Source organism: Cellvibrio sp., assembly GCF_046347455.1.
In the GTDB taxonomy this organism is placed as follows: domain Bacteria; phylum Pseudomonadota; class Gammaproteobacteria; order Pseudomonadales; family Cellvibrionaceae; genus Cellvibrio.
The window spans coordinates 82,209-108,753 of record NZ_JAXMGC010000003.1 but is presented as its reverse complement, the minus strand read 5'-3'; the positions used below and the strand labels follow the sequence as shown (position 1 = coordinate 108,753).

Sequence of the window (26,545 nt, the reverse complement as noted above, 5' to 3'; positions counted from 1 at the left end):
GCCCTGCAGTCGCGGGGCTTTTTCTTTCACACACTAGCCGGCAAAAGCACCTTTACTGGCCTTAGCCGGAATCAATCTCGGGGTACAACCGGTTTCTGCCTCGTAGAAATCATCTACGGCTTTCATCAATTTAGGGATAAGGCTCTTAGGTGCAATTGAAACCACGCAACCACCAAAACCACCACCCGTCATGCGCGCTCCCGCACTCCCCGCTCCTGCTGTTTGCAGAATCTCAACCAAGCGATCTATTGCAGGAGTGGTGATATTGAAATCATCACGCATGGATTCATGAGACTCAGCCATCACACGTGCAAGCGTTTCCATATCGCCAGAACTCAGTGCTTCGGCCGCTAAGAGCGTGCGGGCATTTTCCGTCAACACATGGCGCGCGCGGCGAAAACTCAAGTCGTCCAACTTGCCCTCGGCAGCTACCAGTTGCTCAATAGACACACCGCGCAAACTTTTTTGCCCAAAGAACGCGGCGGCTGTTTCGCACTGGGCGCGACGTTGGTTGTATTCGCTTTCCACTAAACCACGCTTTACACCGCTGTGAACAATCAGAATTTCCCAATCGCGCGGAATGGAAACGCTGCGAGTAGATAAATCTTGGCAATCAATTAAGAGTGCACTGCTCTCTTCTCCACGAGCAGAAATCAGCTGATCCATAATGCCGCAGTTGCATCCCACAAAATTATTCTCAGCGGCCTGGCCGACCAAAGCGGCTTGGGTTGGATCAATGGACTCACCGCTCAGCTCAGTTAGTGCGCGAACAACGGCAACCTCCAAAGAGGCAGAACTACTTAACCCTGCGCCCGCCGGTACGTTGCCGGAAATTAGCAAATTTCCACCTTTTAACGTGTAACCTTTTTTCTGCAACTCTTGAACAACACCACGAACGTAGTTAGACCAGGTTGCAGCTTGATCATGCTGCATGGGTTGATCGAGTTTGATCACAACAGATTGCGCATCGAAATCCTGCGCGATTACATGAAGCTCATTGTCAGCACGGGCAGATGCCGCAATCCAGGTTGCATAGCTAATCGCAGCAGGCAAAACGAAACCGCCGTTGTAGTCGGTGTGCTCCCCAATCAGGTTTACGCGTCCTGGTGCTTGTACGACTAACTCGGGCGATTGTCCGAAAGCCGCCGAAAATAACTCACTGAGCATGTCTTTATTTAATGCGCTCACTCACTCTTACCTCAAACGAAAATGAATAGGGCTTTGTTGACGCAAGCGCTCTGCGGCTTGCTCGGGGGATAAATCGCGCTGGGGTTCACCCAACATTTCATAACCCACCATAAACTTGCGCACGCTAGCACTGCGCAACAGGGGCGGGAAAAAGTGGGCGTGTAGTTGCCACGGCGATGCATCCTCAGCATTAAACGGCGCGCCGTGCCAGCCCATGGAATAAGGAAATGAGCATTCAAACAGGTTGTCGTAACGGGCGGTTATGTTGCGCAGAATCTCGCCCAAGCTGATCTGCTCCGCCTCCGTTAATTCGGTAATTCTGGAACGCGAATGTTTGGGAAGAAGCAAGGTTTCGAAGGGCCAAGCTGCCCAAAAAGGTACGACGACAACCCAATCCTGATTTTCCACAACCACGCGCTCGCCCGCAGAAATTTCTTTATGGGCATAGTCCAGCAATAGGGATTTTTGATGCTCGGCATAAAATGCGCGCTGATTGTCATCTTCCTTTTGAACCAAGGTAGGCAACTGGGTTTGCGCCCAGATCTGGCCATGGGGATGCGGGTTAGAGCAACCCATGATCGCGCCTTTGTTTTCAAAGATCTGTACCGATGGGTAAGTTTCCCCCAATGCTGCGGATTCACTAATCCAGGTTTTGATCACTGCCAGCATTTCTTCGTCATTCAACAAGGGTAAAGTCTTACCGTGGTCCGGCGAAAAACAAATGACACGGCTGGTGCCATGCTCGGATGATATTTGGAACAGAGGATCTGCAGACGCTGGCGCAGCGGGAACTTCGGGCATCAAAGCCGCAAAATCATTGGTAAACACATAAGTCGTTGTGTAGGCCGGATTTTTTTCACCACCCACACGGGTATTACCGGGGCAAAGATAGCAATGTGGGTCGTGCGCAAGGCTTTCAGGCCACTGATTGGGCTCCTGTTGCCCCTGCCATGGGCGCTTTGTTCTGTGCGGGGAGATTAACAACCACTCACCGGTTAAGGGGTTAAACCGACGATGCGTATGGTCATTAACCGAAAAGGTCTCGGAGTTCATGCTTCGCTGCCATATAAATATGATAAATAGACAGACAGACTACCTGAAAAGACTTTTCCGCACAATCATATTAGCGATCAACGCGCCAAAAGTAGGTGGGCACAGCACAGAATGTAGCCTTTGAGGAGGCATTAAACGAACACCCAGCAAACCTGGGCGTTCGTGAAAAACAAAATTAAGGAAGGAAACGATGTGCAGCCACTATGCCCCACACCACCGCTAAAAGAATGAGACTGGTGAAAACGAGGGCTGAACCTATATCTTTGGCGCGACCCGATAATTCGTGCCGCTCAGAACCCGTTCTGTCCACCACCGCCTCTACCGACGAGTTTGCCAATTCTGCCATCCACACCCAGAAAATACTGGAGATCAACAAAATCAGCTCAACATGAGTTGTCGCCAACCAAAAGGCTACGGGAATCAGAATCAAACCCAAGACTACTTCTTGCCTGAACGCTGCCTCGAATTTCCATGCAGCGACAAAGCCCTTCATTGAATAACCAAAGGCATCAATGATACGGGCGATTCCCGTTTTACCAGGTTTACTCATTCCAAATCTCCACAGTGTTTGTCACGGTTAATTCATCTCTTCTTCATCGAAAAGTCATAGGCCGGTGATATTTCTGGCGTTGTAACAGTTCAGAGGCGTGAATGATGAAGACTTTTATTCTCGTCGTCTATCGCGCCAACCTAAGAATTGTCACAGCCACGGAATTGTTACAGCCACAGATTTTGACAGCGAGATATGACAAGCGCTTTGCAGCCGCTCGCTTATTTTTAACCTTCACGACAGGTAGCCCTATGAAAATACTTTATGGTGTTCAAGGAACAGGAAACGGTCACGTCACGCGTGCGCGCATTATGGCCAAAGCATTTGCGGCAAGAGGTGTAGCAGTTGATTGGGTATTTTCTGGTCGTCCCCGTGAAGATTTTTTTGATATGGAAGCCTTTGGCGATTTTCAATCCTACCGCGGATTAACCTTCGCCGTAAAAAGTGGGCGCATCCTTTATTTGAAAACTGCGTTGCAAGCAAACCTGATGCAATTAAATGACGACATTAAAAAAGTAAACGTAGAAGGTTACGATCTCATCATTAATGATTTTGAACCTGTTTCTGCGCACGCCGCAAAACGCGCAGGAAAAAACGTGATCGGCATTTCTCACCAAAACGCGTTTTTACACAAAATTCCGAAAAAAAATAACAACCTGGTAACAGATTGGTTTATGCAAAATTTTGCGCCCGTTACCCAAGCGATTGGTTTGCACTGGCACCACTTTAACCAACCGATTTTACCGCCGCTGATTGAACCATCGCACTACTCGAATGATTCACTGCACAAACATTATTTAGTGTATTTGCCCTTCGCCGGCTTGGATGACATTGTTCCGCAACTGCGTAAGTTCCCCGACTACGAATTCTTTGTTTACCAAAATATTCCGCAACCCATTGATGACGGTCACATTCATATTCGTCCCTTCTCACGCGAAGGTTTTCAAAAGGATTTGCATAGATGCGAAGGCGTGATTTGCAGCGCGGGATTTGAATTACCGAGCGAAGCGATTCAGCTCGGAAAAAAATTGCTCGTACAACCTGTTGCAGGCCAAATGGAGCAAGCCTCAAATGCACTTGCCTTAACACAGTTAGGTTACGGCTCATCAACACCCATTTTGAATGAAGCCGCTATAGGCCGCTGGTTGCCTTTAATGAAACCGGCGCCGATTATTTACCCAAACGTGGCGGATGCATTAGTCGATTGGATTTTAAGTACCGGTGGCAAAAATTTCGATGCTTTCCAGAAGTCACTCTGGGAGCAAGTTAAGACGCCACAACAAATGTTTACACAAAACGCTGCAACCAATTGATTGAAGTTGCGTCATAAACCTGAAAGCGCGTGACGCAAGCGTTACTCAACAATGACTCTTGCACGCGCGGATTTGATGGTAGAACGAATAGTTTTTCCATCCATTCGTTTTTGTTTTGAACTGAATGTAGGTTTGGTGGCGCGACGATCTTTCACAATTTTTATCGCGTTTACCACAATCTCACGCAATCGCTCCAAGGCGTCCGCACGGTTCATTTCTTGTGTACGATGACGCTGCGCTTTAATGATTAATACACCGTCACTTGAAATACGTTTGTCATCCAACGCCAGTAACCTCGATTTGCAAAAATCACTGAGGGAGGATTTATGAATATCAAATCGCAAATGTATCGCGCTCGACACCTTGTTGACGTTTTGTCCCCCAGCACCTTGCGCTCGCATGGCCGTGAGTTCAATTTCATGGAGGGGAATATGGACGTGGGAATTGATGATCAACACAGTTTCACTCCAGATGACAGGTTTGAATGGCCTGCCCCCTCGTTTGCTCGTCAATCAACATGGGCTGCACGCGAGTATCGAAGCGTAATTGGTGAGAACGCCACCGTACAATAACGGCTCCCACGATTAAACCCGCTAGCGCGCTCAGTGCGCTCCACCCATCGCCGAGTTGTTGGTGATGGGCAACAAAACTAGCGACGAGCATCATCACCAATGGCACGCAATAAATAAACAGAGAACCGGTTGCAATTACCTCTTCCGGAACGCCAATCTGTACCTCATCGCCCACCCGAAATTGCGATGAATCGCGTCCATCTAAAAAAACTTTAAGACGCGATGCAGAAGCGCCCCACTTGGCCAATGCGCTGTGACCGCAACCTTTTTGCGCCTGGCACGAACCGCAGGCCGAGCGCTGAATGGTTTCCACCCATAAGCAATCGGCTTCAACAGCAATAATGCGGCCTGTTTCGAGAAGCATGTGAGACCTGAATATTTAAGAATGAGAATGAAAAACGGGGCTTAAAGCCCCGTGATATTTTGCGCGATTTTTGCGGCGGCGGCGATGGGAATTTCGCCAACCACATTTAACCGATAAGTTGTGTCTTTCAAAGTAAGGCGGGACATATACGCGAGTGTCGCCCCGCGCTTACCCTGCCCTTCAGGCACTGGTGCCGTGGTGGGTTCAATAAATACGCTAAACGTGGTTAGACCATCGGTGTACATCAACATGGTCTGGCCATTCGCTAATTTGCGTTCACCCGCAAATGCAAAGCCCGGAGGAATCCAGCCCAATTGCCATGCCGAAGGTTTGCCCACTTCTGTTGGGTTGCAAGGCGTTACATCGGCAACGGCTTTGTGCTGATGCGATGAGCTGCGGCCTTTCATTTGGTTAACATCTGGATTCAAATCAATAGAAATGAACTGGTAACGCTCCAAGGGGCGCGCGTTTTCATCAATCAACCACGACTTAAGTACCAAACCGGTTTCTTCATCAATGCTCAGCAAATAACCGTATCGGTAAGGATCTTTGGGAATAACTTGCAGCACGCGCGACCAGCGGCCAGCAATGCGTTCACGACCGCGAATCTCAAACTGATAGAGCTGATCCATTTTCACCAAGTTCGCGCCCAACTTGGCGAAGCTGCCTTGTAGCAATTCGTCGCCCATGGCTTTGCAATCTATTGGCTGACCGTCACGCACAATCAAACGCTCCGGGCCATTCAGGAACAAAAAGCGGTCGTGCTCAATGCCGTCTTCAATCCAGTGTTCAACACGAAAACTTTGCAGTTCGATACTGTTTTGGTTTTGGTAGGTGAATGAACCCCGATAATTAATGTGCGCCGCGTTCTGCGACATCTTGCCAATGAGCGCTTGAACACTGGGTACGTTATTGGGAGCTGGATCTTTCGCGGGAAGAGTTTGAGCGGATACAGATGTGGCTATCGCCAACGCAAGGGACGATAACCACAGGGACATGTTGGGCATAGCTTATTCTTCGTCAGTAATGATTACACGCGCATAAGGTAATACACCTTGACCAGCGTTCATAGCCGCATTGTCAGAATGCGCCTTAATCATTTGATTCACGTAGCGTGATACTTCTTCGTCAGACACAGCCGTATTGGGCTGGCGAGGTTGGAAATTCACGCGGCGATTTTCTTGCGGGCGTGATTCATAACCTGTTTGTACCGCTACAGTACGTGTATTCAACATAGGACTATTAATACCGGAAGGCAGAGATATCGATGTATCCACCGGCGTTTGTACCGGTGCAGCGACTGTATTGCTCGCAATTTGGCTAGCAGCTGGCGAACCAGTAGTGTTGAGTTGGTTCACACCTAAAATCATACCGCCTGCGACTGATGCAACCAGAGCAACGCGACCCAGCTGATACAGCCAGCCTTGTTGCGACTTGCCCGAGGCTTGAGTTGCAATCGGCGTTTTAGCAACTAGCGCATCTTCTTCATCAATAGCAGCGCTGATGCGAGCTGCGAAATCTGACATCACAATTGGAGCTTGTTCGCCGCGTATAACAGCGCTCGCCATTTGGTAGCGCGCCCAGGTCGCTTTGACTTCCACATCCTGTTCACTGGCTTTCAAAATGCGCTGCAGCTCCAACTCGGATGCCTGATTATCCATCAGGGCCGAGATTGATTCTGCGAGGACTTGCGGCCGGTTTTGCTCACTCATTGAGATTTACCTGTAACTGAAAAAGGGTTTTCAAACATTAAAAACATCAATTTCTTTCTGTAGCCTTTATGACCTAAGCTCACTATAAAGGTTCAGCTAAGATCCACATTTTTTGCATATTTACGCGAAAACAGTTTTCTTACTACTTTTGGTTACCCTTCTACCCATTTTGGGGTGTGTTTGGATGCTCCAATTTTAATTCCGCTTACAACATGCTAATCCGGTTCTATTCAATCAACGGCTGGATTTTCTTATCAATCGCTTCGCGTGCACGGAAGATACGCGAGCGCACGGTGCCTATAGGGCAATCCATCGCTTCTGCTATCTCTTCATAACTCAAACCATCTATCTCGCGCAGAGTGACGGCCATACGCAAATCATCTGGCAAATCGCGAAAGGCTTGGTCGATAACCGTTTGTAGCTCATCACGCAGCAAGTTACGCTCAGGCGTGTTCATTTCATGCATGGCGTCGTTGCCAGCAAAGAATTCAGCATCTTCTACTTCAAGATCACTGGCTGGTGGGCGACGGTTGCGAGCGACCAGATAGTTCTTGGCAGTGTTAATCGCAATGCGGTACATCCACGTATAAAACGCACTCTCACCGCGAAAGTTGGGCAATGCGCGATAGGCCTTGATAAAGGCATCCTGGGCAACATCCTGAACTTCTGCATGGTCACGAATAAAACGGCTGATTACGGCAAAAATTTTATGTTGATATTTAAGTACCAACAAATCGAAGGCGCGCTTGTCTCCTTTCTGAACGCGCTCTACCAATTGTTGATCGACATCGACTTCGGGCGCTACTTGCGCTGTCATTCTAAAACCCCCAAGCGTCCCAGCACCTAAAAGCTGGCCGGGACTAAAAGTTCAGTACCTATCATGTGTACCGACAGTATATTAGTTACGAGCAATACTGAGTTGTAATTGCTGCTTTGTACGCCATTGACCGGGAGGCATTACAAAAGTTCCACGAGTACCCGTTCCACGAATCTATAAATCCTAACTGTAAGCGTGCAGCCATTTAGCGCTTAGCTAAGCAATGGCAATGACCCCGCCCAGAGGCTTGTATATACTGGCGCCAGTTTACGACGTTGTTCTTCTTATTGCTGTAGAAAAAACTCATGAATCAAACCTATTCTCACGATGTTCTTGTTATTGGCTCTGGCGCAGCGGGGTTAACCCTTGCGTTGAGTCTAGCTCGTCATTCCAAAGTGGCTGTGCTCAGCAAGAATGCCTTAAAAGATGGCTCAACCTGGTTTGCCCAAGGCGGTATTGCCGCTGTGTTGGATGATCAGGATTCCATCGAAGCTCACGTGGAAGATACTTTAGTTGCAGGCGCTGGCCTCTGCCATGAAGATGCTGTGCGCTTTACCGTGGAAAATAGCAAAAGCGCCATCGAATGGTTAATCGAGCAAGGTGTGAGTTTCACCAAGGAGAACGGCAAAGAGGATTACCACCTCACCAAAGAAGGTGGCCATAGCCATAGACGAATCATCCACAGTGCCGATGCAACTGGCCGTGCGGTGCATAGCACCTTGATTGACCAAGTTAAGCAAGAAGCCAACATTCATCTTTTCGAAGATCATATTGCCGTAAACCTTATCACCCAAGCTGATACCGATTCCCGCAAATTGCGTTGCACCGGTGCTTACGTGCTCAACAACCACACCGGCCAAGTACATGTATTTCAAGCCAAGGTTGTTGTTTTAGCTACGGGCGGCGCAAGCAAGGTTTACCTTTATACCACCAATTTAGATGGCGCGAGTGGCGACGGCATTGCCATGGCGTGGCGTGCGGGCTGCCGCATTGCCAACATGGAATTTAACCAATTTCACCCGACTTGCTTGTATCACGCATCTACCAAGAATTTTTTGATTACCGAAGCTCTGCGTGGTGAAGGTGCAGTATTGAAGCTGCCGAATGGCGAGCGTTTTATGCATCGCTTTGATGAGCGACTCGAACTAGCACCGCGTGACATAGTGGCCCGTGCCATCGACCACGAAATGAAACGCCTTGGTTGCGATTGTTTGTACTTGGACATTAGCCACAAACCTGCGGAGTTTATTAAGGAACATTTCCCCACCATCTACGCACGCTGCCTTGAGCTGGGGATTGATATCACCAAAGAACCTATACCCGTTGTACCAGCCGCACACTTCACCTGTGGCGGAATTGTGGTGGATAACAATGGCCAAACCGATTTGCAAAATCTTTACGCCATTGGCGAAACCTCTTTCACCGGCTTACACGGCGCTAACCGTTTAGCCAGTAATTCACTGCTGGAATGTGTGGTCTACGCGAAATCCGCGGGGCAACATATTCTTGCATCTTTGCCCGCGATCAACACGCCTGAACAATCCAAACCTTGGGATGCCACCCGCGTTACCGATTCCGATGAAGACGTTGTGATATCACACAACTGGGATGAGCTGCGCCGTTTTATGTGGGACTATGTAGGCATTGTGCGCACACACAAGCGTTTGCAACGCGCATCGCACCGCATCAAGTTGTTGAAAAAAGAAATTGCCGAGTATTACAGTAACTATCGAGTAAGCAGCGATTTGATCGAGCTTCGCAATTTGGCCACAGTAGCGGAGTTAATTATTCGCTCCGCCTTAGATCGCAAAGAAAGCCGCGGATTACACTATTCACTGGATTTCCCTGAAAAATCCAACATCGCCCGCGATACAATTTTGGTGCCCATGAATTACGCGGCGCAGGATGTGGTTGTAAGTAAGGAAAGTTAAGCAAGGAAAGGGAAACCTAGAAAATTTATGAACAGGATATGTGTCATCCTCAAGCGCGAAGATGACACTCAATTAGTATGATTTTTAAAAGCAGTTTTCAACCAAACCCGCAAACGCCGCCAATCATCTTTTTTCACCGAATCTTGCAAAATCACAATGCGGTGTTTTTTCCTGCTATCAATTTCCCCCAGCGGCAAAATAATTACCGCAGGCCAAAGCAAAATTTCGTCGAAAGGTTCCACTACACATTCTCTGTCTGCTGTTTTTAATCGCCACACATTTTTCTGAATACTCAATTCTATGCGCGCTGCATGTGTTGCTCGCCAAGCTTTACGCAACTCAAACGCAATAAAACCACAAAATACCAACCACACGATTGGCCAGTAATATGCGCTCAAGAAAAAAGGAAAAAGTGCGACGGACGCAGCGCACAAAAACCCGCTGTAAATAGCGAGCTCCAAACGCCATAACATAATGGAAGGAGCGATGAAAAATGGCGCCAAATCGACGCCAGATTTTTTTGATTCAGCGGAGCTAAGCGCGCTCGCCGGGCTGGAGCCCTGTGTTGTTTCTGACAATGGTGACAATCCTTTTCAAATCTTTATCATCCGGGTCTTCGCGGCGTAAAAACCACGCAAACATATCCTGATCTTCACATTCCAACAATTTCCAATAGAGCTCTTTATCCGCTTGCTCAAGGGTGGGATAAACATTTTCGAGAAATGGCATAAGCACCAAGTCCAACTCGAGCATGCCGCGGCGGCTGCCCCAAAATAAACGATTTTTTTCCACCGACTACACCTTTCACAAACATCAAAGCAGCGATTATACCTGAAAAGCTTTTGGCGCAGACACGCTTTACCCAAGTCGTTTTACGCAATTTTTACTGAAGTGGATTTGGGATACACTAGCTCCAATTTTAGGCTTATTGAGTGTTTATCATGTTGGATTGGAATGCATTTTTAGCGGCCAAAGGTGCAAAGGCAACTGCCGATGGCAAGGTTGTTTTTCCCATCACTGACTTTTCGCCTGAGCAGACTTATCTGATCCCGCTCGCGCAAGGTTTGATTGAAATTAAAGGGCCCGATAGCGCTAAGTTCCTGCAGGGCCAAGTGACCTGCGATGTACGCGAACTATCAACGAAAACTACTCGCTTGGGTGCGCAATGTAATCCCAAGGGGCGCATGCTTTTGTGCTTCCGCGCTCTGCAAACGGATGCAGAGCGGATTTTGCTCCGTGTGGGCGCAGGTTTGGTTGATAAAGGTTTAGCCAGCTTGGGGAAATATATTGTTTTTTCCAAGGCGAAACTCGCAGACCAAAGTGAGGCCTATCGCTGTTTGGGTGTCGCAGGGCCAAACGCAACACAGATTATCGAACAGGCTTTTGGTTGGAATATTCCCAATAACGAGGATTGGGAAGCAGCCGGAGAAAACCTTATCATTCGACTAGACGAAAATCGTTACGAGTGTTGGGTGATCGCGACAGAAGCAGAACGTCTTTGGAACTTAATCAGCGAGAAAGCGATTCCAGCAAACCAGAACCATTGGAACCTGCTCAATATTCGCGCCGGCTTGGGCGATATCACACCTGAAACCTACGAAGCCTTTACACCGCAAACCATTAATTTCCAACTGGTAAACGGCATTAACTTCCGTAAAGGTTGTTACACCGGCCAAGAGATTGTGGCACGCTTGCATTACCGCGGCACACTCAAACGCCACATGTACCGCTTTGGTTTTGAAAGCAACCAACTGCCTGTTGCGGGCAGTGAACTGTTAAACACTGAAGGTAAAGCTATTGGCGATGTTGTTCTGGCCGCTTGGGCGTCGACCGGTAAGGGCGAACTTCTGGCCAGTGTCGTGGATGACGAGCGAGACTCTCTACTAGTCCCAAATAACCCGCAAAAACTCAGTCTACTTTCCCTGCCTTATGCTATACCTACTTCGAATGAGGCGGATTGATCCGCCGCTCAAACCGGGTACGCCCTTTTGAGCACTTATTAATCCAATACAAGTAGGTAGCCCATGAGTCAAATTGCCGAGCGCGTTCGCCAGGACATTATTACTGCAATCAAAACCGACCAGCTCGTATTACCCACCCTTCCCGAAGTTGCGCTTAAAGTGCGCGAAGTGGCAGATGACCCCAACTCGGATATCGAAAAACTAGCGGGTGTCATAGGTGGTGATGCAGCGCTAAGTGCGCGCATCATTCGCGTTGCTAACAGCCCCTTGCTGCGCGCATCCCGCGCAATTGAAGACTTGAAAACAGCGCTTATGCGCTTGGGCATTTCCTACACATGCAACATAGCCACGGGCTTGGCCATGGAGCAAATGTTTCAGGCAACCTCTGATTTAATTGATATGCGCATGCGCGAAGTATGGAGCCGCTCAAGCGAAGTGGCAGGCATTAGCCATGTATTGTGCCGCCACTACACCAAGCTGCGCCCGGACCAAGCCACGCTGGCAGGATTAATCCACAAGATTGGTGTACTGCCGATTCTGACTTATGCGGAAGATCATCCCTTCTTGCTCAATGACAGCCTCACGCTGGATAAAGTAATTGACGAGCTGCATGCCCCCATCGGCGATCTGATTTTGCGCACATGGGGTTTTCCTGAAGAACTCTCGCACATTCCATCCCAGCACATGGATTTCCAACGCAAAATTCCCAAAGCAGATTATGCCGATATTGTGACCGTCGCCATGTTGCAAAGCTATGCGGGTTCCAATTCTCCCATGGCGCAAGTTGACTGTACAAAAGTCACGGCATTTGAGCGTTTAGGACTAGACCCAGACATTCAAATCGCAGAATCTGAAGACTTGTCTGCCGACATGGAAGCAGCAATGTCTTTGCTGCTTTAACACTCACACCACTTCGGGCAATCGCCACTCAATCGGCTTTTGCCCGTGATCTTTTAGATAGTTATTTGTCTGCGAAAAATGCCCACAACCAATAAACCCACGGTGTGCCGACAAGGGCGACGGATGCGGCGCTCGCAAAATTAAATGTTTACGACCATCAATAAACTGCCCTTTCTTTTGCGCGTAACTTCCCCACAATAAAAACACAACGCCTTCACGCTGCGCATTCACAGTTTGAATTGCACGATCGGTAAATTGCTCCCACCCCTGCCCCTGATGCGAACCTGCTCGGCCTTGTTCAACCGTGAGCGTCGCGTTTAACAAAAACACACCTTGATCAGCCCAGTTTTGTAAAAAACCGTGTTTGGGAATGGGGTAATGAAAATCGCGCTGAATTTCTTTGTATATGTTTTGCAAGGAAGGCGGCGTTGCAACACCGGGCAATACTGAAAAACATAAACCATGGGCTTGATGTGGGCCGTGGTAAGGGTCTTGCCCCAAGATAACAACCTTCACATCTTCAAGCGGTGTTGAATTGAAGGCGTTAAAAATGTTTTTGGATTCCGGATAAATTACCTTCCCGGCTTTCTTCTCCGCCACTAAAAATTGTTTGAGGTGCTGCATGTAGGGCAACTCAAATTCAGGTTCTAAATGCGCAAGCCAGCTGGGATGTAAATCGATTGGTTTTTTAGCGGAACTCATAGCGTGCTATCCAATAAAATTTTGTGGATTTTACACAGATAAAAACTAAAGAACATAAAAAAACCCGGTATCGCTACCGGGTTTCTCGTGCTCAATTCGTATACAGAATTAAAGCTTGTCGCCGTGTTCAGCCAAGTATTTAGCAACGCCTGCTGGAGAAGCGTCCATACCTGCATCACCTTCTTTCCAACCTGCTGGACACACTTCGCCGTGTTGTTGATGGAAAATAAGCGCGTCAATAGTACGCAGAGTGTCGTCAATGTTACGGCCGATTGGCAAGTCGTTTACGATTTGAGAACGCACTACGCCATCTTCATCAATTACGAAAGTACCACGGAAAGCAACACCACCTTCTGATTCTACGTCGTAGGCTTTTGCAATCGCATGATTGATATCGGCAACCAAAGTGTATTTCACTTGACCAATACCACCTTGGTCGATTGGAGTATTCCGCCACGCATTGTGGGTAAAGTGAGAGTCGATAGAAACACCAATCACTTCTACATTACGCTTTTTGAACTCTTCAACGCGGTGGTCAAACGCCAACAACTCTGAAGGGCATACAAAAGTAAAGTCCAACGGATAGAAGAAAACTACCGCCTTTTTACCTTTAGTGGCCGCTTCAAAGCTGAAATCTTCAACAATTTCACCATTACCCAGTACTGCTGCTGCAGTGAAAGTGGGTGCTTTTTTACCTACTAATACGCCCATGACATATCTCCTATAGTTCAACTGAAAGTTATGATTAGCCTTAAACATTAAACCCAACATATTAAGAATATGTGAAATTTGATCGCTTAAGATTTATCAATAGTGCCCAGCTATCATACACAGGCATTTTTGAGTGTCCCATTAATTTTTTATATGACTGTTAACAGCCAAAAACTATGAGCTCTAACCGAATAACTTTGCGCGCCACCCTTGGTTAAGCCTTGGCTTCATTCGCGCTTCGATTGCCCAAAACACCCCAAAATTGATACCATAGCCGCCTTTTTAAGCAAGCCGGACTCTTTTTGAATTCTGCTGCGCTTTCCCGCCTTACCTTTATTTTTCCTTTACAGAGAACATCTATGTCAGTTGATTTTCGCTCAGCTTCGCTCACTCATTTGGCTAACCAAGACGAGTTCGTCGCTCGCCACATTGGCCCCAACACCCAACAGACAGCCGCCATGTTAGCGACTTTGGGCTTAAGCTCAGTGAAGGAATTGATTGATAAAACCGTGCCGGACAACATCCGCCTGAAAGGCGAACTCAACTTGGGTGCAGCAGTGAGTGAAGCCAATGCCTTGGCGCAGCTGAAAGACATCGCTAGCAAAAACAAGATATTCAAAAGTTACATCGGCATGGGTTATCACGACACCCATGTTCCGCTCGTTGTTCTGCGCAATGTGTTGGAAAACCCAGGCTGGTACACCGCTTACACACCCTATCAACCTGAAATTGCGCAGGGTCGTTTGGAAGCTCTGCTGAACTACCAGCAAATGATCATCGACCTGACCGGCATGGAAATGGCGAACGCTTCTGTGTTGGATGAAGGCACCGCTGCGGCCGAAGCCATGGCCATGTGTAAGCGCCAAAACAAGAAGAGCAAATCTGACGTATTTTTTGTGGATGCCGATACCCACCCACAAACCATCGCCGTAGTAAAAACCCGTGCTGAACATTTCGGTTTTGAGGTGCATGTTGCGCCTGTGGATGAAGTCGCAACTGGCGATTACTTCGGTGCGTTGCTGCAATACCCTGGCTCAAGTGGTGCGGTACGCGATTTAACATCGCTCATCGAAGCTGCGCATAAAAATAATGCCTTGGTGACTGTGGCTACAGACCCAATGGCATTGATGCTCTTGAAATCACCCGGTGCAATGGGGGCGGACGTAGTGGTCGGCACGAGCCAACGCTTTGGTGTACCAATGGGCTTTGGCGGCCCACACGCTGGTTTCTTCGCCTTCCGCGATGCCTACAAACGCTCTGCTCCCGGCCGTATTATTGGTGTATCCATTGATGCACGCGGCAAACAAGCATTGCGTATGGCAATGCAAACGCGCGAACAACATATTCGCCGCGAGAAAGCCAACTCCAACATTTGTACTTCGCAAGTTTTGCTCGCCGTGATGAGCGTGTTCTATGCGATTTACCACGGTCCCGACGGATTAAAACGCATCGCCAACCGCATTCACCGTTTAACCGCAATTGCAGCAACCGCATTGCAACAAAAAGGTTTTGCATTAACGAACGCCACTTACTTTGACACCATCACTATCAACGTTGGCGATAAGCAAGCGGAGATTAACCAAGCAGCACTCGCTACAGAAATTAATGTGCGATTGGTTGGCACTGATGCAATCGGCATTAGCCTGAACGAAACCAGCAGCCTTGAAGATGTTGCACAATTGTTGTCTGTGTTTGGCATTACCGATGTTGATCTTGCAAGCATTGATGACGTGCTTTCTGTCACCAACAAAGCAATTCCACAAGAATTGTTGCGCACAGATGCAGTGTTAACTCACCCCGTATTCAATAGTTTCCATAGCGAAACCGAAATGCTGCGCTACTTGAAGCGTTTGGAATCCAAAGATATTGCGTTAAATAACGCGATGATTCCGCTCGGCTCTTGCACCATGAAATTAAATGCGACAGCTGAGATGATCCCTGTAACCTGGTCGGAATTCGGTAAACTTCATCCTTTCGCACCCATCGATCAAGCACAAGGATATAGCCAGTTGTTTGAAGAATTGCAGGAGATGTTAAAAGCCTGTACCGGTTACGATGCAATTAGTTTGCAGCCTAACGCAGGTTCGCAAGGTGAATACGCCGGCCTCGTCGCTATCAAAAAATATTTTGAAAGCAAAGGCGAGAATCGCGACATTTGTTTAATTCCATCCTCTGCTCACGGTACTAACCCAGCATCTGCGCAAATGGTGAGCTTTAAAGTGGTTGTCGTTGCTTGCGATAACAACGGTAACGTAGACCTCAATGACCTTGCAGAAAAAATCGAAACTCACGGCGAACAAATCGCGTGCATCATGGTGACTTACCCTTCTACACATGGTGTGTTTGAAGAAGGTATTACACAGTTGTGCGATATGGTACATGCGGTAGGTGCTCAGGTTTATATCGACGGCGCAAACATGAACGCGTTAGTTGGCGTTGCAGCACCGGGTAAATTTGGTGGCGATGTATCGCACCTCAACCTGCATAAAACTTTCTGTATTCCACATGGCGGCGGCGGCCCCGGTATGGGTCCCATTGGTGTGGGCAAACACTTGGCTCCGTTCCTTGCGGGCCACAATGTACAAAGCGTTCCCGGTACAAATCCAAGCAACGGCACTATTTCTGCCGCGCCTTGGGGTTCTGCGAGTATTTTGCCTATCAGCTGGATGTACATCAAAATGATGGGCGCGGTGGGTATGCGTCAGGCAACTGAATACGCAATGCTCAACGCAAATTATGTCGCGAAAAAATTGGAAGATGCCTACCCGATTTTGTACAAAGGTACTAATGGTTTTGTCGCGCACGAATGCTTGCTGGATTTACGCCCACTTAAAGAAGCCAGCGGCATTAGCGAAGAAGATATCGCCAAGCGCTTAATGGATTTCGGTTTCCACGCACCCACAATGTCATTCCCGGTGGCGGGCACTTTGATGATTGAGCCAACAGAATCTGAATCAAAAGTGGAATTGGATAAGTTCATTGAAGCCATGCAGATCATTCGCAAAGAGATCGCGCAAGTGGTTAGCGGCGAAGTAACAGCAGAAGCCAGTGCCTTGCACAATGCTCCACACACACAAGATGACGTGCTCGACGAAAACTGGAACCGCGCTTATTCGCGCGAAACCGCAAGCCGCCCTGCAGCTTGGTTGAAAAACCACAAGGTATGGCCGAGCGTGAATCGTATTGATAACGTCTATGGTGACCGCAATCTCGTATGCTCATGCCCAAGCGTTGAAAACTATGTTGAATAGCAACACCACATACTTGCGCTGCAATAATGCGCAAGTAGTATAACTTTGAGTCTTTTTAGTTTATTGTCTACAACTTAGTGATTCATTTTTTAATAAAAACAGGTATCCATTATCGGATGCCAAACGAAACCTAAAAATGGGAGCAATTAAATGTTTAAAGAATTAGTAAAAATTGATTTAGAGAGCCAGTACAAAGGCTTCAACATTTGCTTTTGGACTATGTTGGTTATTGCAACTATAGCTTCTTTATTAGGTAGCTCCACTTTGGCAATCGCTTTAGGTACTTTGGGTTTGGTGAGTGGTGCAATTGGTCAATTAAAATTAATCTTAATCAACCAACAACGCTTTTTGGCAAATCAGGAAATATTTCTGGCCAACCAAGAAACCTTTCTTGCAAACCAAAAACTGTTTCTGGAGCAACTGGACGCTCTTAAGTCCAAGTCGTAATTTTTAATCCACTTCTAAACGCAGAAAAAGCCAACGAAACCCAAAATTTCGTTGGCTTTTTTCTTACACATTGCGCCTAAACACTTAGTAGATCAGGCCGCCATAGCGGCGCAACTCTCAGCACATTGTTTACACGCGGCAACGCATTCTTCCATATCGCCTACTTGCTCACAGCTTCGCGCACAGGCCTCGCATATTTTCGCGCATACCGCACATATCTGTGCCGAGAATTGCGACCCACCTAATTGAAATACGGCAGACGTTGCGCAAATTTTTGCGCAATCCATCATTAACTTAAAGTGATCAGGTGCTACGTGCTCACCGCCCATATTCAGGCAATGAGTCATGGCTGTTTTTAAGCAAACCTGATGGCAACGCGTACAGTTTTCAAGGCAGTTGGAATGTTCGTTAGTAACCATATGCAATCCTCCGGTATGGGTAGACGTGCATCATAGTTAATTGAATTGAATCGGTATGTTAGCAAGAACGCTTAGCCCAATAATTTGCCGGAATTCGGTATCACCTTATAATTAAGCTAAATTGCGCACAGATAATAGAAAGGCCAACTTATAACCTAGCCCGAGACCGGATTAGACAGGTGCAGATTATGAAAGCTTTTTACTATTTCATTGTTCTAAGTATTTCAATGCTTACAGCGTGCGGCGGTGGTGGAAGCGGAGCCGGCGGGAATGGAAGCAATAACTCGCCCAGTTTTAGTGCAACCAGTTCCAGCACCAGCAGCATTCAAAGCAGCTCGCTGCAATCACAATCATCACAGGCGTCTATTACACCGCTAAACGCCCCGCAAAACCCTGTTGCCATCGCCGCTGATGCATCCGTCAATTTAAGCTGGAATTCAGTGTCAGGCGCCACCGCTTACAATATTTATTACGCAACCGAACCTAACATTATGTTTAAAAACATAAGCACATTTCAAAATGGTGCTTCGGTTAAAAATGTGACTTCGCCTTATATCATCAGCGGTTTGCAAAATAATAAAACTTACTATTTTGTAGTAACGGCAGTGAAGAATACCGATGAAAGCGCAGCTAGCGCGGAAGTCAACGCAACACCCACTGCTGAAAGCGGTGCTCGTCAGCCAACACCGCAAGAGACTTTGGTAGTAGAACTTATCAACCGCGCACGTTTTGATCCAACCGCTGAGGCAACTCGTTACGGCATTGGACTCAACGACGGAATAACTGAAACAGTCATTAGCACAGATAAAAAGCAGCCGCTTGCACATAATTTGTTTTTGATCGATTCTGCGCGCAAGCATTCGCAATGGATGTTAGACACAGATATCTTTTCTCACACTGGCATTGCAGGTAGCACGCCCACGGAGCGCATGATGGCAGCCGGTTATATTTTCTCTGGCAGCTGGAGCAGCGGTGAAAATATTGCATGGTCTGGTACTACTGGCAGTTCGATCAATCTAACCCAGTATGCGCTGCAGCATCATGAAGGTTTATTCAAATCACCCGGCCACAGACTTAATATACTGAACGGTAACTTCCGTGAAATCGGCGTGGGCCAAAAACAGGGAGACTTCACCTACAACAACCAGATTTATTTATCGTCCATGCTCACGGAAAACTTTGCGCGCTCCGGTGTAAATTTCTATTTAACCGGCGTTGTTTACGATGATAAAAACAGCAACAAATTTTACGATGTAGGAGAAGGACTTGATCGAGTTACCATTTCAATCAATGGAAAATCCTACCCCGTTTACGCAAGCGGCGCTTACGCGATTCCTTTGGCGAATGGTATTTACGATCTAGTTATAGATGGGGCGTCTTTAGGTTCCACCCTCAATTACCGGATTCAAATCATGGATGCGAATTTAAAATTGGACGTTTTAAAAACCGGCAGCAGCGCCAGCGTCGTAACTTGGTAACTCAACACCATTAGCCTAATTTACGATAAAGACCGTGCCTGGATGATAGCGTAGTAAAGCGCGAAATTAACGGCAGTAAATCCGTGTAATCTGAATTGGCAACACTCAAGATGCCGAATACAGGAAGGCTGTCGTAAAATACTTGTAACGCACGCCGACGAAGTTTTGATGCGTAATCTGTCAGGCCACCGCGACACACAATTAACTCGAACTCATTGAAGGATGAGTCCGTGCCTAAATTATATTGCGCCCATGTGATATTGCGGTTCAGTTCCGAGCGAAACACAGGTTCACCGCGAACAATGGTGTAATAATTTTCCAGGGATTCTGTACCGCCTGCCCGCAGGTAATTTTCTTCGTACTGAGGCAGCTTTTCGCGCGGAAATTTTGCTTCGCGAGCTCCGCTCAACAACAAGGGGTTGGCACCCGTCGCAAATATTTGCGTCTTATGATAAATGCCCTCTTCCATCAAGAGAATTGCTATTGTGTACACATCTTCAGCTGTTGCGCATTCAGCAATCCAAATCTTTGGTGCAGGGCAAGAACGCAACCATGGAATTAATACTTTACGTAATTCGCGAATATGTTTTGGATGGTCAAACAAACCCGCCGGATGCGCATCCAGTGCGCACAGTAGCGGGGCGATAAAGGTTGAATCATGTAACACGCAATCCTGCAATGACGATATGGTGGAAATATTGTGCACTAACATAAATGCATGCAGCTTGCGTCGCACCACGTCCTTTTGATAGCCGCGAAAATCATCACCAAAGCGTTGGTAGATTGCCTCTAATAAGAGTGCTACTTCAATATCTTCCAGCGATTGTGAATGACTCATAATCCTTCCCTATTGCGCTCCCGCACTTTCAAAATTAGTGCAACCAAACGCGCATAAGCGACAGTAACTGTGCAACATCTACCGGTTTGGTAATGTAATCCGATGCACCCGCAGCAATACATTTATCTTTATCGCCTTTCATAGCCTTTGCGGTTAACGTAATGATCGGCAAGGTTTTAAAGCGTGGAATTTTCCGAATCGCCCGCATGGTGTCGTAGCCATCCATCTCCGGCATCATAATATCCATTAACACAATTTCGATGGATGGATCTTTTTCCAAAACCTCAATACCATCGCGGCCGTTTTCTGCAAAAGATACTTTCATGTTTTGGCGTTCAAGCACAGAACTCAACGCGAATATATTGCGCAAGTCATCGTCCACAATAAGAACGCTGCGGCCACTTAATCCGCCATCGGCTGCCTGCATTTCGTCGATCATTTTGCGTTGCTGCTCAGACATGCTGGCGTGGGCGCGATGCAAAAACAGCGAGGTTTCATTCAGCAATCGCTCCGGTGAACGCGCGTCTTTTACAACAACCGTTTTTGCAATACGTTTTAACTTGGTGATTTCTTTGCGGCTTAGGTCTTTTGCTGTATAGACCACCACAGGAATTTCACGCATGTTTTCGCTTTTGCTCATTGTCTCCAGCACATCGAAGCCACTCATGTCCGGCAAGCTTAAATCGAGCACAACGCAATCAAACCAATTCTCGGATAAAACCATGAGCGCATCACTACCCGTTGCTACAGCCTCAATTTGAATATCCTCTGTACCAATTAGCTCGATAATATTATTGCGTTGAACTTCATCATCCTCGATTACCAACAACTTGCGTTTTCCGTGCACCAAGTACCGCTGTATGCGCTCAAGTTCGCTGTGCAGTGATTCGGGTGTAACAGGCTCCGCCAAATGCGAAATTGCGCCCAATTTCAAACTATGTTCACGTTCCTGATCTTGCGCCGCTGCTTCATCTGCCGGTAATTTTGAAATTACATGCACGGGAATATGGCGCGTTGCAGGGTCGCGTTTCAATCGCTCTAAAATGACATAGCCCTCTGCATCATCCATTTTTGAGCCAAGCAAAATGGCGGAGGGAGAATAATCACGCGCCAGAGTGAGCACAGCATCGCCCGAGCTTGTGACTATGCCTTTGAAGTTTTGTTCACGCGCCGCGTTCAGCAACATTTTCGCACGCTCACAATTGTCTTCAACGATAAGCACTGCCGGGTCACCTTGAGTAATTAAGGCGCGATCATCAAAGTTTTCCGAACTCGTGTTTGCTAGATGTTTGGTTATGTTTATGTATTCCGCATCTAAAATACTTTCGCTATTAGTTGGGCGAGTGTAAATAACATTGGGCGGCAATGCGGGCATATACAAAGTGTCAGATTGCAACAAAGTGTCGCTTTTGTTATTGGCGCGGTGATAAGGCAGGAATAACGTAAATGTACTGCCTACATCCACTTCACTTTCCACTTTAATTTCACCACCCAATAAGCGAGCGAGTTCACGACTAATTGACAAGCCCAGGCCTGTACCGCCGTAACGACGAGCCGTACTACCGTCTGCTTGCTGAAAGGCTTCAAAAATTAATTGCAGCTTATCGCTGGGAATACCCACGCCAGAATCGCTGACGGTGAACGCAAGCACAGCGTCAGCCTGTGATAAGGCTGGGTGATCCACCGTCCAACCTGAACTAATTAAACCTATGCGTAAAGTAACACTTCCGCGTGAGGTAAATTTAAACGCATTGGACAACAGGTTTTTCAAAATTTGTTGCAACCGCGTGGTGTCGGTCATCATTGCAGGTGGAAGTGATTCGGCCAATTCAATTTGGAAATCCAGTTGCTTGGCTTCCGCCATATGGCGGAAAGTCCGCTCCACATAACTGCGAATAGCTTGGAACCGGTATTCGCTGATTTCCAATGTAACCGTACCTGATTCGATTTTAGAAAGATCGAGAATGTCATTAATCAGCGTTAATAAATCGCTACCGGAACCGTGAATAGTTTTCGCAAACTCCACTTGCTTGTCCGACAGGTTTCCACTCGGGTTATCACTTAATTGCTGTGCAAGAATCAGCAAACTATTCAGCGGTGTACGCAACTCGTGCGACATGTTCGCCAAAAATTCTGATTTGTATTTGGATGAAAGCGCGAGCTGACTGGCTTTTTCTTCCAGCGCCAATTTGGCTTGCTCTACCTCCGTATTTTTTCGTTCAACTTCAATATTTTGCTCAGACAGCAAGCGTGCTTTTTCCGCTAGCTCCTGGTTAGTTTGTTGCAACTCTTGCGCGAGTGATTGTGATTGTGCGAGTAAGCTTTCAGTGCGGCTTGTTGCTTCAATGGTATTCAACACCACACCTATAGATTCCATGAGTTGATCGAGGAATGACAAGTGCGTTTCGGTAAAGCGATCGAGCGAAGCAATTTCAATAACGGCTTTAACTTCCTGCTCAAACAAAATGGGTAAGACTACAATATTGTTTGGCGCCGCTGAGCCGAGACCTGAGGACACTTGAATATAGTCGGTTGGAACATCAGTCAGCCAAATGCGATTTTTTTCCAAGGCGCACTGCCCTACCAATCCTTCGCCCGGCAAAAATGACGTTGGCAATTTGCGATTGAGTCGGTAACCGTAACTCGCAATCATGCGTAGGCGCGAATCTTTGTTGCGGCCATCCATCATGTAGAACACGCCGTGATGCGCGCTAACAAGAGGCGCCAATTCCGAAAGAATTAACGAGGTTACGGTTTCTAAATCACGCTGACCTTGCAGAATCCGTGTGAAGCGCGCGAGGTTGGTTTTGAGCCAGTCTTGCTGCGCGTTTTTCTGCGTGGTTTCTTTGAGGTTGCGAATCATCTCGTTGATGTTGTCTTTCAAATCCGATACTTCGCCACGCGCTTCCACCTGAATAGAACGCGATAAGTCGCCGCGTGTAACCGCCGTTGCTACTTCCGCAATTGCACGCACTTGTGTTGATAAATTTGCGGCAAGTTGGTTTACGTTTTCGGTCAGATCTTTCCACGTGCCCGATGCACCCGGCACGCTTGCCTGCCCACCGAGTTTACCTTCCACACCCACTTCACGCGCTACTGTGGTCGCTTGGTCTGCAAACACGGCGAGCGTGTCGGTCATTTCGTTAATTGTGTTCGCGAGTGCGGCAATTTCACCTTGTGCCGCCACGGTTAATTTCTTTTTCAAATCGCCGTTGGCTACTGCCGTTACCACGCCCGCAATACCACGCACCTGTGCGGTCAAGTTCGCGGCCATAAAGTTCACGTTATCGGTAAGGTCTTTCCAAGTACCCGCCGCGCCTTCTACTTGTGCTTGGCCGCCGAGCTTACCTTCGGTACCCACTTCTCTCGCCACACGCGTTACTTCCGATGCGAATGACGAGAGCTGATCTACCATCACGTTGATGGTATTTTTCAATTCGAGGATTTCGCCTTTTACGTCCACGGTGATTTTTTTGGAGAGGTCACCACGCGCTACCGCCGTAGTTACCGCGGCGATATTACGTACCTGACCAGTCAGGTTGGATGCCATGAAGTTCACGTTATCGGTAAGGTCTTTCCACGTGCCCGACGCACCCGGTACGTTCGCCTGTCCACCGAGACGACCTTCGGTACCCACCTCTCTTGCCACCCGCGTTACTTCCGACGCGAACGAACGCAATTGATCCACCATCGTATTGATCGTGTCTTTGAGTTGGAGAATTTCGCCCTTCGCGTCCGCCGAAATTTTCTTGGACAAATCGCCGTTCGCCACCGCCGTGGTTACATCAGCGATGTTACGCACTTGCGACGTGAGGTTGCCGGCCATGGAGTTCACCGAGTCGGTCAAATCCTTCCAGGTGCCTGCCACACCCGATACGTTCGCTTGTCCGCCGAGCTTACCTTCGGTACCCACCTCACGCGCCACACGGGTTACTTCCGACGCAAACGAGGAGAGCTGATCCACCATCACGTTGATGGTGTCTTTCAATTCGAGAATTTCGCCCTTCGCATCCGCCGTAATCTTGCGGGACAAATCGCCCTTTGCCACCGCGGTGGTTACGTCGGCGATGTTACGCACCTGCCCCGTCAGGTTGGATGCCATGAAGTTCACGTTGTCGGTAAGGTCTTTCCAAGTTCCGCCCACACCTTTTACCTGCGCTTGGCCACCGAGCTTACCTTCGGTACCCACTTCCCTCGCCACACGGGTTACTTCTGACGCGAAGGAGTTGAGCTGATCTACCATGATGTTAATGGTGTTTTTGAGTTCAAGAATTTCGCCTTTTACGTCCACGGTGATTTTTTTAGAGAGGTCGCCATTCGCCACCGCCGTGGTCACATCTGCAATGTTCCGCACCTGCGCTGTGAGGTTACCGGCCATGGAGTTCACCGAGTCGGTGAGGTCTTTCCAGGTTCCTGCAACACCGAGTACGTTTGCTTGGCCGCCGAGCTTTCCTTCCGTACCTACTTCCCTCGCCACGCGAGTCACTTCCGATGCGAATGACGAAAGCTGATCCACCATCACGTTGATCGTATCTTTGAGCTCCAGAATTTCGCCTTTTACATCTACGGTGATTTTTTTGGAGAGATCGCCTCGCGCTACCGCCGTGGTTACCTCGGCGATGTTCCGCACCTGACCCGTAAGGTTGGATGCCATAAAGTTCACGTTATCCGTCAAGTCCTTCCAGGTTCCGCCCACGCCGCGCACCTGCGCCTGGCCGCCGAGCTTACCTTCCGTACCCACTTCCCTTGCCACCCGCGTTACTTCCGATGCAAAGGAATTGAGCTGATCCACCATGATGTTGATGGTGTTTTTGAGCTCGAGAATTTCACCTTTTACGTCTACGGTGATTTTTTTGGAGAGGTCGCCGTTTGCCACGGCGGTGGTTACTTCCGCAATGTTACGCACTTGGCCGGTCAAGTTGCCGGCCATAGAGTTCACCGAATCGGTGAGGTCTTTCCAGGTTCCCGCAACGCCAAGTACGTTGGCTTGTCCACCCAACTTCCCTTCCGTACCCACTTCCCGCGCCACGCGGGTTACTTCGGACGCGAAGGAGTTGAGCTGATCCACCATCACGTTGATGGTGTTTTTCAATTCGAAAATTTCACCTTTTACGTCCACGGTGATTTTTTTGGAGAGGTCTCCATTCGCCACCGCCGTGGTTACCTCAGCGATGTTACGCACCTGCCCGGTTAAGTTCCCAGCCATGGAGTTCACCGAGTCGGTCAAGTCCTTCCAAGTCCCCGCAACGCCTTTTACTTGCGCCTGCCCGCCGAGCTTACCTTCAGTACCCACCTCACGCGCCACGCGCGTTACTTCTGACGCGAATGACGACAGCTGATCTACCATCACGTTGATGGTGTCTTTAAGTTGGAGAATTTCCCCTTTTACATCCACGGTGATTTTTTTGGAGAGATCGCCGTTCGCCACCGCCGTGGTTACCTCGGCAATGTTGCGCACCTGCCCCGTCAAGTTCGAGGCCATGAAGTTCACGTTATCTGTAAGGTCTTTCCAGGTACCACCCACGCCCGGCACATAGGCTTGGCCGCCAAGCTTACCTTCGGTGCCCACCTCACGCGCCACACGGGTTACTTCTGATGCAAACGACCGCAACTGATCCACCATGGTGTTGATGGTGTCTTTGAGCTGGAGGATTTCGCCGCGTACGTCCACGGTGATTTTTTTGGAGAGGTCGCCGTTGGCTACGGCGGTTGTTACATCAGCAATGTTCCGCACTTGCGAGGTGAGGTTACCGGCCATGGAGTTCACCGAGTCGGTCAAATCCTTCCATGTACCCGCTACGCCCGGCACGTTTGCCTGACCGCCGAGCTTACCTTCGGTACCTACTTCACGCGCTACACGGGTTACTTCGGATGCAAATGAAGAGAGCTGTTCCACCATGGTATTCGCGGTAGACGCAGCGCGTAAAAACTGGCCTTTCAAAGGGCGACCATCCACATCCAACTCCATGGTTTGCGAAAGATCGCCTTTTGCCACGGCACCGATTACACGCGCCATTTCGGTCGTGGGGCGAACAAGGTCATCGATGAGTGTATTCACCGATTTTACGATGGTCGCCCAACCGCCCACCATGGAGGGAATTACAGCGCGTTGCGTAAGGCGACCTTCGCGCCCTACTACGCGGCTTACATCGGTAATGCCGTGGGATAAGAGTTCATTGGATTCAATAATTTCATTCAGCGTGTCCGCAATTTTGCCGGCCATGCCCGTAAGATTTGCGGGCATACGTGCAGAAAAATCACCCTTCCTTAAAGCAGTGAGTACTTGCAACAAAACCTTGCTATCAAGTTCGCTATCAAGCTCAAGGGTAGTATCCATA

General features: G+C 48.3%; 22 protein-coding genes. 7 read left to right on the top strand and 15 right to left on the bottom strand.

Annotated features, from left to right (window positions below):
• Positions 1-33: 33 nt before the first annotated feature.
• From galK to U1F02_RS06955, 3 genes are all read right to left on the bottom strand, one after another.
• Positions 34-1,188, bottom strand: a complete 1,155-nt coding sequence (galK, locus tag U1F02_RS06965) for a galactokinase (protein WP_409989653.1) — start codon at positions 1,186-1,188, stop codon at positions 34-36.
• Between the two features lie 6 nt (positions 1,189-1,194).
• Entirely contained in the window at positions 1,195-2,241 is a 1,047-nt protein-coding gene (locus U1F02_RS06960; RefSeq protein ID WP_409989652.1) for a UDP-glucose--hexose-1-phosphate uridylyltransferase, read from the bottom strand.
• A 175-nt stretch (positions 2,242-2,416) separates the two neighbouring features.
• A complete protein-coding gene (locus U1F02_RS06955; RefSeq protein ID WP_409989651.1) occupies positions 2,417-2,791 on the bottom strand; it encodes a diacylglycerol kinase in 375 nt (124 codons plus the stop codon).
• 101 nt (positions 2,792-2,892) lie between these two features.
• Between U1F02_RS06955 and U1F02_RS06950 the strand changes: the two genes are divergently transcribed.
• On the top strand, positions 2,893-4,104 hold the full coding sequence (locus U1F02_RS06950; RefSeq protein WP_409989650.1) for an MJ1255/VC2487 family glycosyltransferase: 1,212 nt from the start codon (positions 2,893-2,895) through the stop codon (positions 4,102-4,104).
• A gap of 41 nt (positions 4,105-4,145) precedes the next feature.
• On the opposite strand, the gene arfB is transcribed toward U1F02_RS06950, so the two are convergent.
• The 5 genes from arfB to rpoE form a co-directional block, all read right to left on the bottom strand.
• Entirely contained in the window at positions 4,146-4,562 is a 417-nt protein-coding gene (arfB, locus tag U1F02_RS06945; protein ID WP_409989649.1) for an alternative ribosome rescue aminoacyl-tRNA hydrolase ArfB, read from the bottom strand.
• Between the two features lie 4 nt (positions 4,563-4,566).
• Positions 4,567-5,040 (bottom strand): SoxR reducing system RseC family protein, encoded by a 474-nt coding sequence (locus U1F02_RS06940; protein WP_409989648.1) that lies wholly within the window; start codon positions 5,038-5,040, stop codon positions 4,567-4,569.
• 41 nt (positions 5,041-5,081) lie between these two features.
• Positions 5,082-6,047, bottom strand: a complete 966-nt coding sequence (locus U1F02_RS06935; protein WP_409989647.1) for a MucB/RseB C-terminal domain-containing protein — start codon at positions 6,045-6,047, stop codon at positions 5,082-5,084.
• 3 nt (positions 6,048-6,050) lie between these two features.
• On the bottom strand, positions 6,051-6,752 hold the full coding sequence (locus U1F02_RS06930; protein ID WP_409989646.1) for a sigma-E factor negative regulatory protein: 702 nt from the start codon (positions 6,750-6,752) through the stop codon (positions 6,051-6,053).
• A 226-nt stretch (positions 6,753-6,978) separates the two neighbouring features.
• Positions 6,979-7,569 carry an RNA polymerase sigma factor RpoE gene (gene rpoE / locus U1F02_RS06925; protein ID WP_409989645.1) on the bottom strand — a complete coding sequence of 197 codons (591 nt, stop codon included), beginning with the start codon at positions 7,567-7,569 and terminating at the stop codon, positions 6,979-6,981.
• Positions 7,570-7,874: 305 nt separating this feature from the next.
• Here rpoE and nadB point away from each other — a divergent pair, with 305 nt between their 5' ends.
• Complete coding sequence (gene nadB, locus U1F02_RS06920; protein WP_409989644.1) at positions 7,875-9,500, top strand: L-aspartate oxidase; 1,626 nt, start codon at positions 7,875-7,877, stop codon at positions 9,498-9,500.
• 68 nt (positions 9,501-9,568) lie between these two features.
• Here the strand turns inward: nadB and U1F02_RS06915 are convergent, their stop codons facing one another.
• Together U1F02_RS06915 and U1F02_RS06910 are read right to left on the bottom strand one after the other, a co-directional pair.
• Complete coding sequence (locus U1F02_RS06915; protein ID WP_409989643.1) at positions 9,569-10,078, bottom strand: protein YgfX; 510 nt, start codon at positions 10,076-10,078, stop codon at positions 9,569-9,571.
• The gene (locus U1F02_RS06910; protein ID WP_409989931.1) at positions 10,035-10,253 is read right to left on the bottom strand and encodes a succinate dehydrogenase assembly factor 2; all 219 of its coding nucleotides are present in this window, start codon (positions 10,251-10,253) and stop codon (positions 10,035-10,037) included. The genes U1F02_RS06915 and U1F02_RS06910 overlap by 44 nt, the downstream gene beginning before the upstream one ends.
• 188 nt (positions 10,254-10,441) lie before the next feature.
• Here U1F02_RS06910 and U1F02_RS06905 point away from each other — a divergent pair, with 188 nt between their 5' ends.
• On the top strand, positions 10,442-11,461 hold the full coding sequence (locus tag U1F02_RS06905; protein WP_409989642.1) for a YgfZ/GcvT domain-containing protein: 1,020 nt from the start codon (positions 10,442-10,444) through the stop codon (positions 11,459-11,461).
• A 63-nt stretch (positions 11,462-11,524) separates the two neighbouring features.
• Complete coding sequence (locus tag U1F02_RS06900) at positions 11,525-12,361, top strand: HDOD domain-containing protein (protein WP_409989641.1); 837 nt, start codon at positions 11,525-11,527, stop codon at positions 12,359-12,361.
• A 3-nt stretch (positions 12,362-12,364) separates the two neighbouring features.
• On the opposite strand, the gene ung is transcribed toward U1F02_RS06900, so the two are convergent.
• Both ung and U1F02_RS06890 read right to left on the bottom strand, forming a co-directional pair.
• On the bottom strand, positions 12,365-13,063 hold the full coding sequence (gene ung, locus U1F02_RS06895) for a uracil-DNA glycosylase (protein WP_409989640.1): 699 nt from the start codon (positions 13,061-13,063) through the stop codon (positions 12,365-12,367).
• Positions 13,064-13,171: 108 nt separating this feature from the next.
• The gene (locus tag U1F02_RS06890) at positions 13,172-13,774 is read right to left on the bottom strand and encodes a peroxiredoxin (RefSeq protein WP_409989639.1); all 603 of its coding nucleotides are present in this window, start codon (positions 13,772-13,774) and stop codon (positions 13,172-13,174) included.
• Between the two features lie 359 nt (positions 13,775-14,133).
• Between U1F02_RS06890 and gcvP the strand changes: the two genes are divergently transcribed.
• Together gcvP and U1F02_RS06880 are read left to right on the top strand one after the other, a co-directional pair.
• Entirely contained in the window at positions 14,134-17,025 is a 2,892-nt protein-coding gene (gene gcvP, locus U1F02_RS06885) for an aminomethyl-transferring glycine dehydrogenase (RefSeq protein WP_409989638.1), read from the top strand.
• A gap of 150 nt (positions 17,026-17,175) precedes the next feature.
• Entirely contained in the window at positions 17,176-17,472 is a 297-nt protein-coding gene (locus tag U1F02_RS06880; protein WP_409989637.1) for a hypothetical protein, read from the top strand.
• Positions 17,473-17,564: 92 nt separating this feature from the next.
• Here the strand turns inward: U1F02_RS06880 and U1F02_RS06875 are convergent, their stop codons facing one another.
• On the bottom strand, positions 17,565-17,891 hold the full coding sequence (locus U1F02_RS06875; protein ID WP_409989636.1) for a four-helix bundle copper-binding protein: 327 nt from the start codon (positions 17,889-17,891) through the stop codon (positions 17,565-17,567).
• A gap of 188 nt (positions 17,892-18,079) precedes the next feature.
• On the opposite strand from U1F02_RS06875, the gene U1F02_RS06870 reads away from it, so the two are divergent.
• On the top strand, positions 18,080-19,369 hold the full coding sequence (locus U1F02_RS06870; RefSeq protein WP_409989635.1) for a CAP domain-containing protein: 1,290 nt from the start codon (positions 18,080-18,082) through the stop codon (positions 19,367-19,369).
• A 10-nt stretch (positions 19,370-19,379) separates the two neighbouring features.
• Here the strand turns inward: U1F02_RS06870 and U1F02_RS06865 are convergent, their stop codons facing one another.
• Together U1F02_RS06865 and U1F02_RS06860 are read right to left on the bottom strand one after the other, a co-directional pair.
• Positions 19,380-20,207, bottom strand: a complete 828-nt coding sequence (locus U1F02_RS06865; RefSeq protein WP_409989634.1) for a CheR family methyltransferase — start codon at positions 20,205-20,207, stop codon at positions 19,380-19,382.
• A gap of 34 nt (positions 20,208-20,241) precedes the next feature.
• Positions 20,242-26,544, bottom strand: coding sequence for a HAMP domain-containing protein (locus U1F02_RS06860; RefSeq protein ID WP_409989633.1), 6,303 nt, complete (start codon positions 26,542-26,544; stop codon positions 20,242-20,244).
• Position 26,545 lies beyond the last annotated feature (1 nt).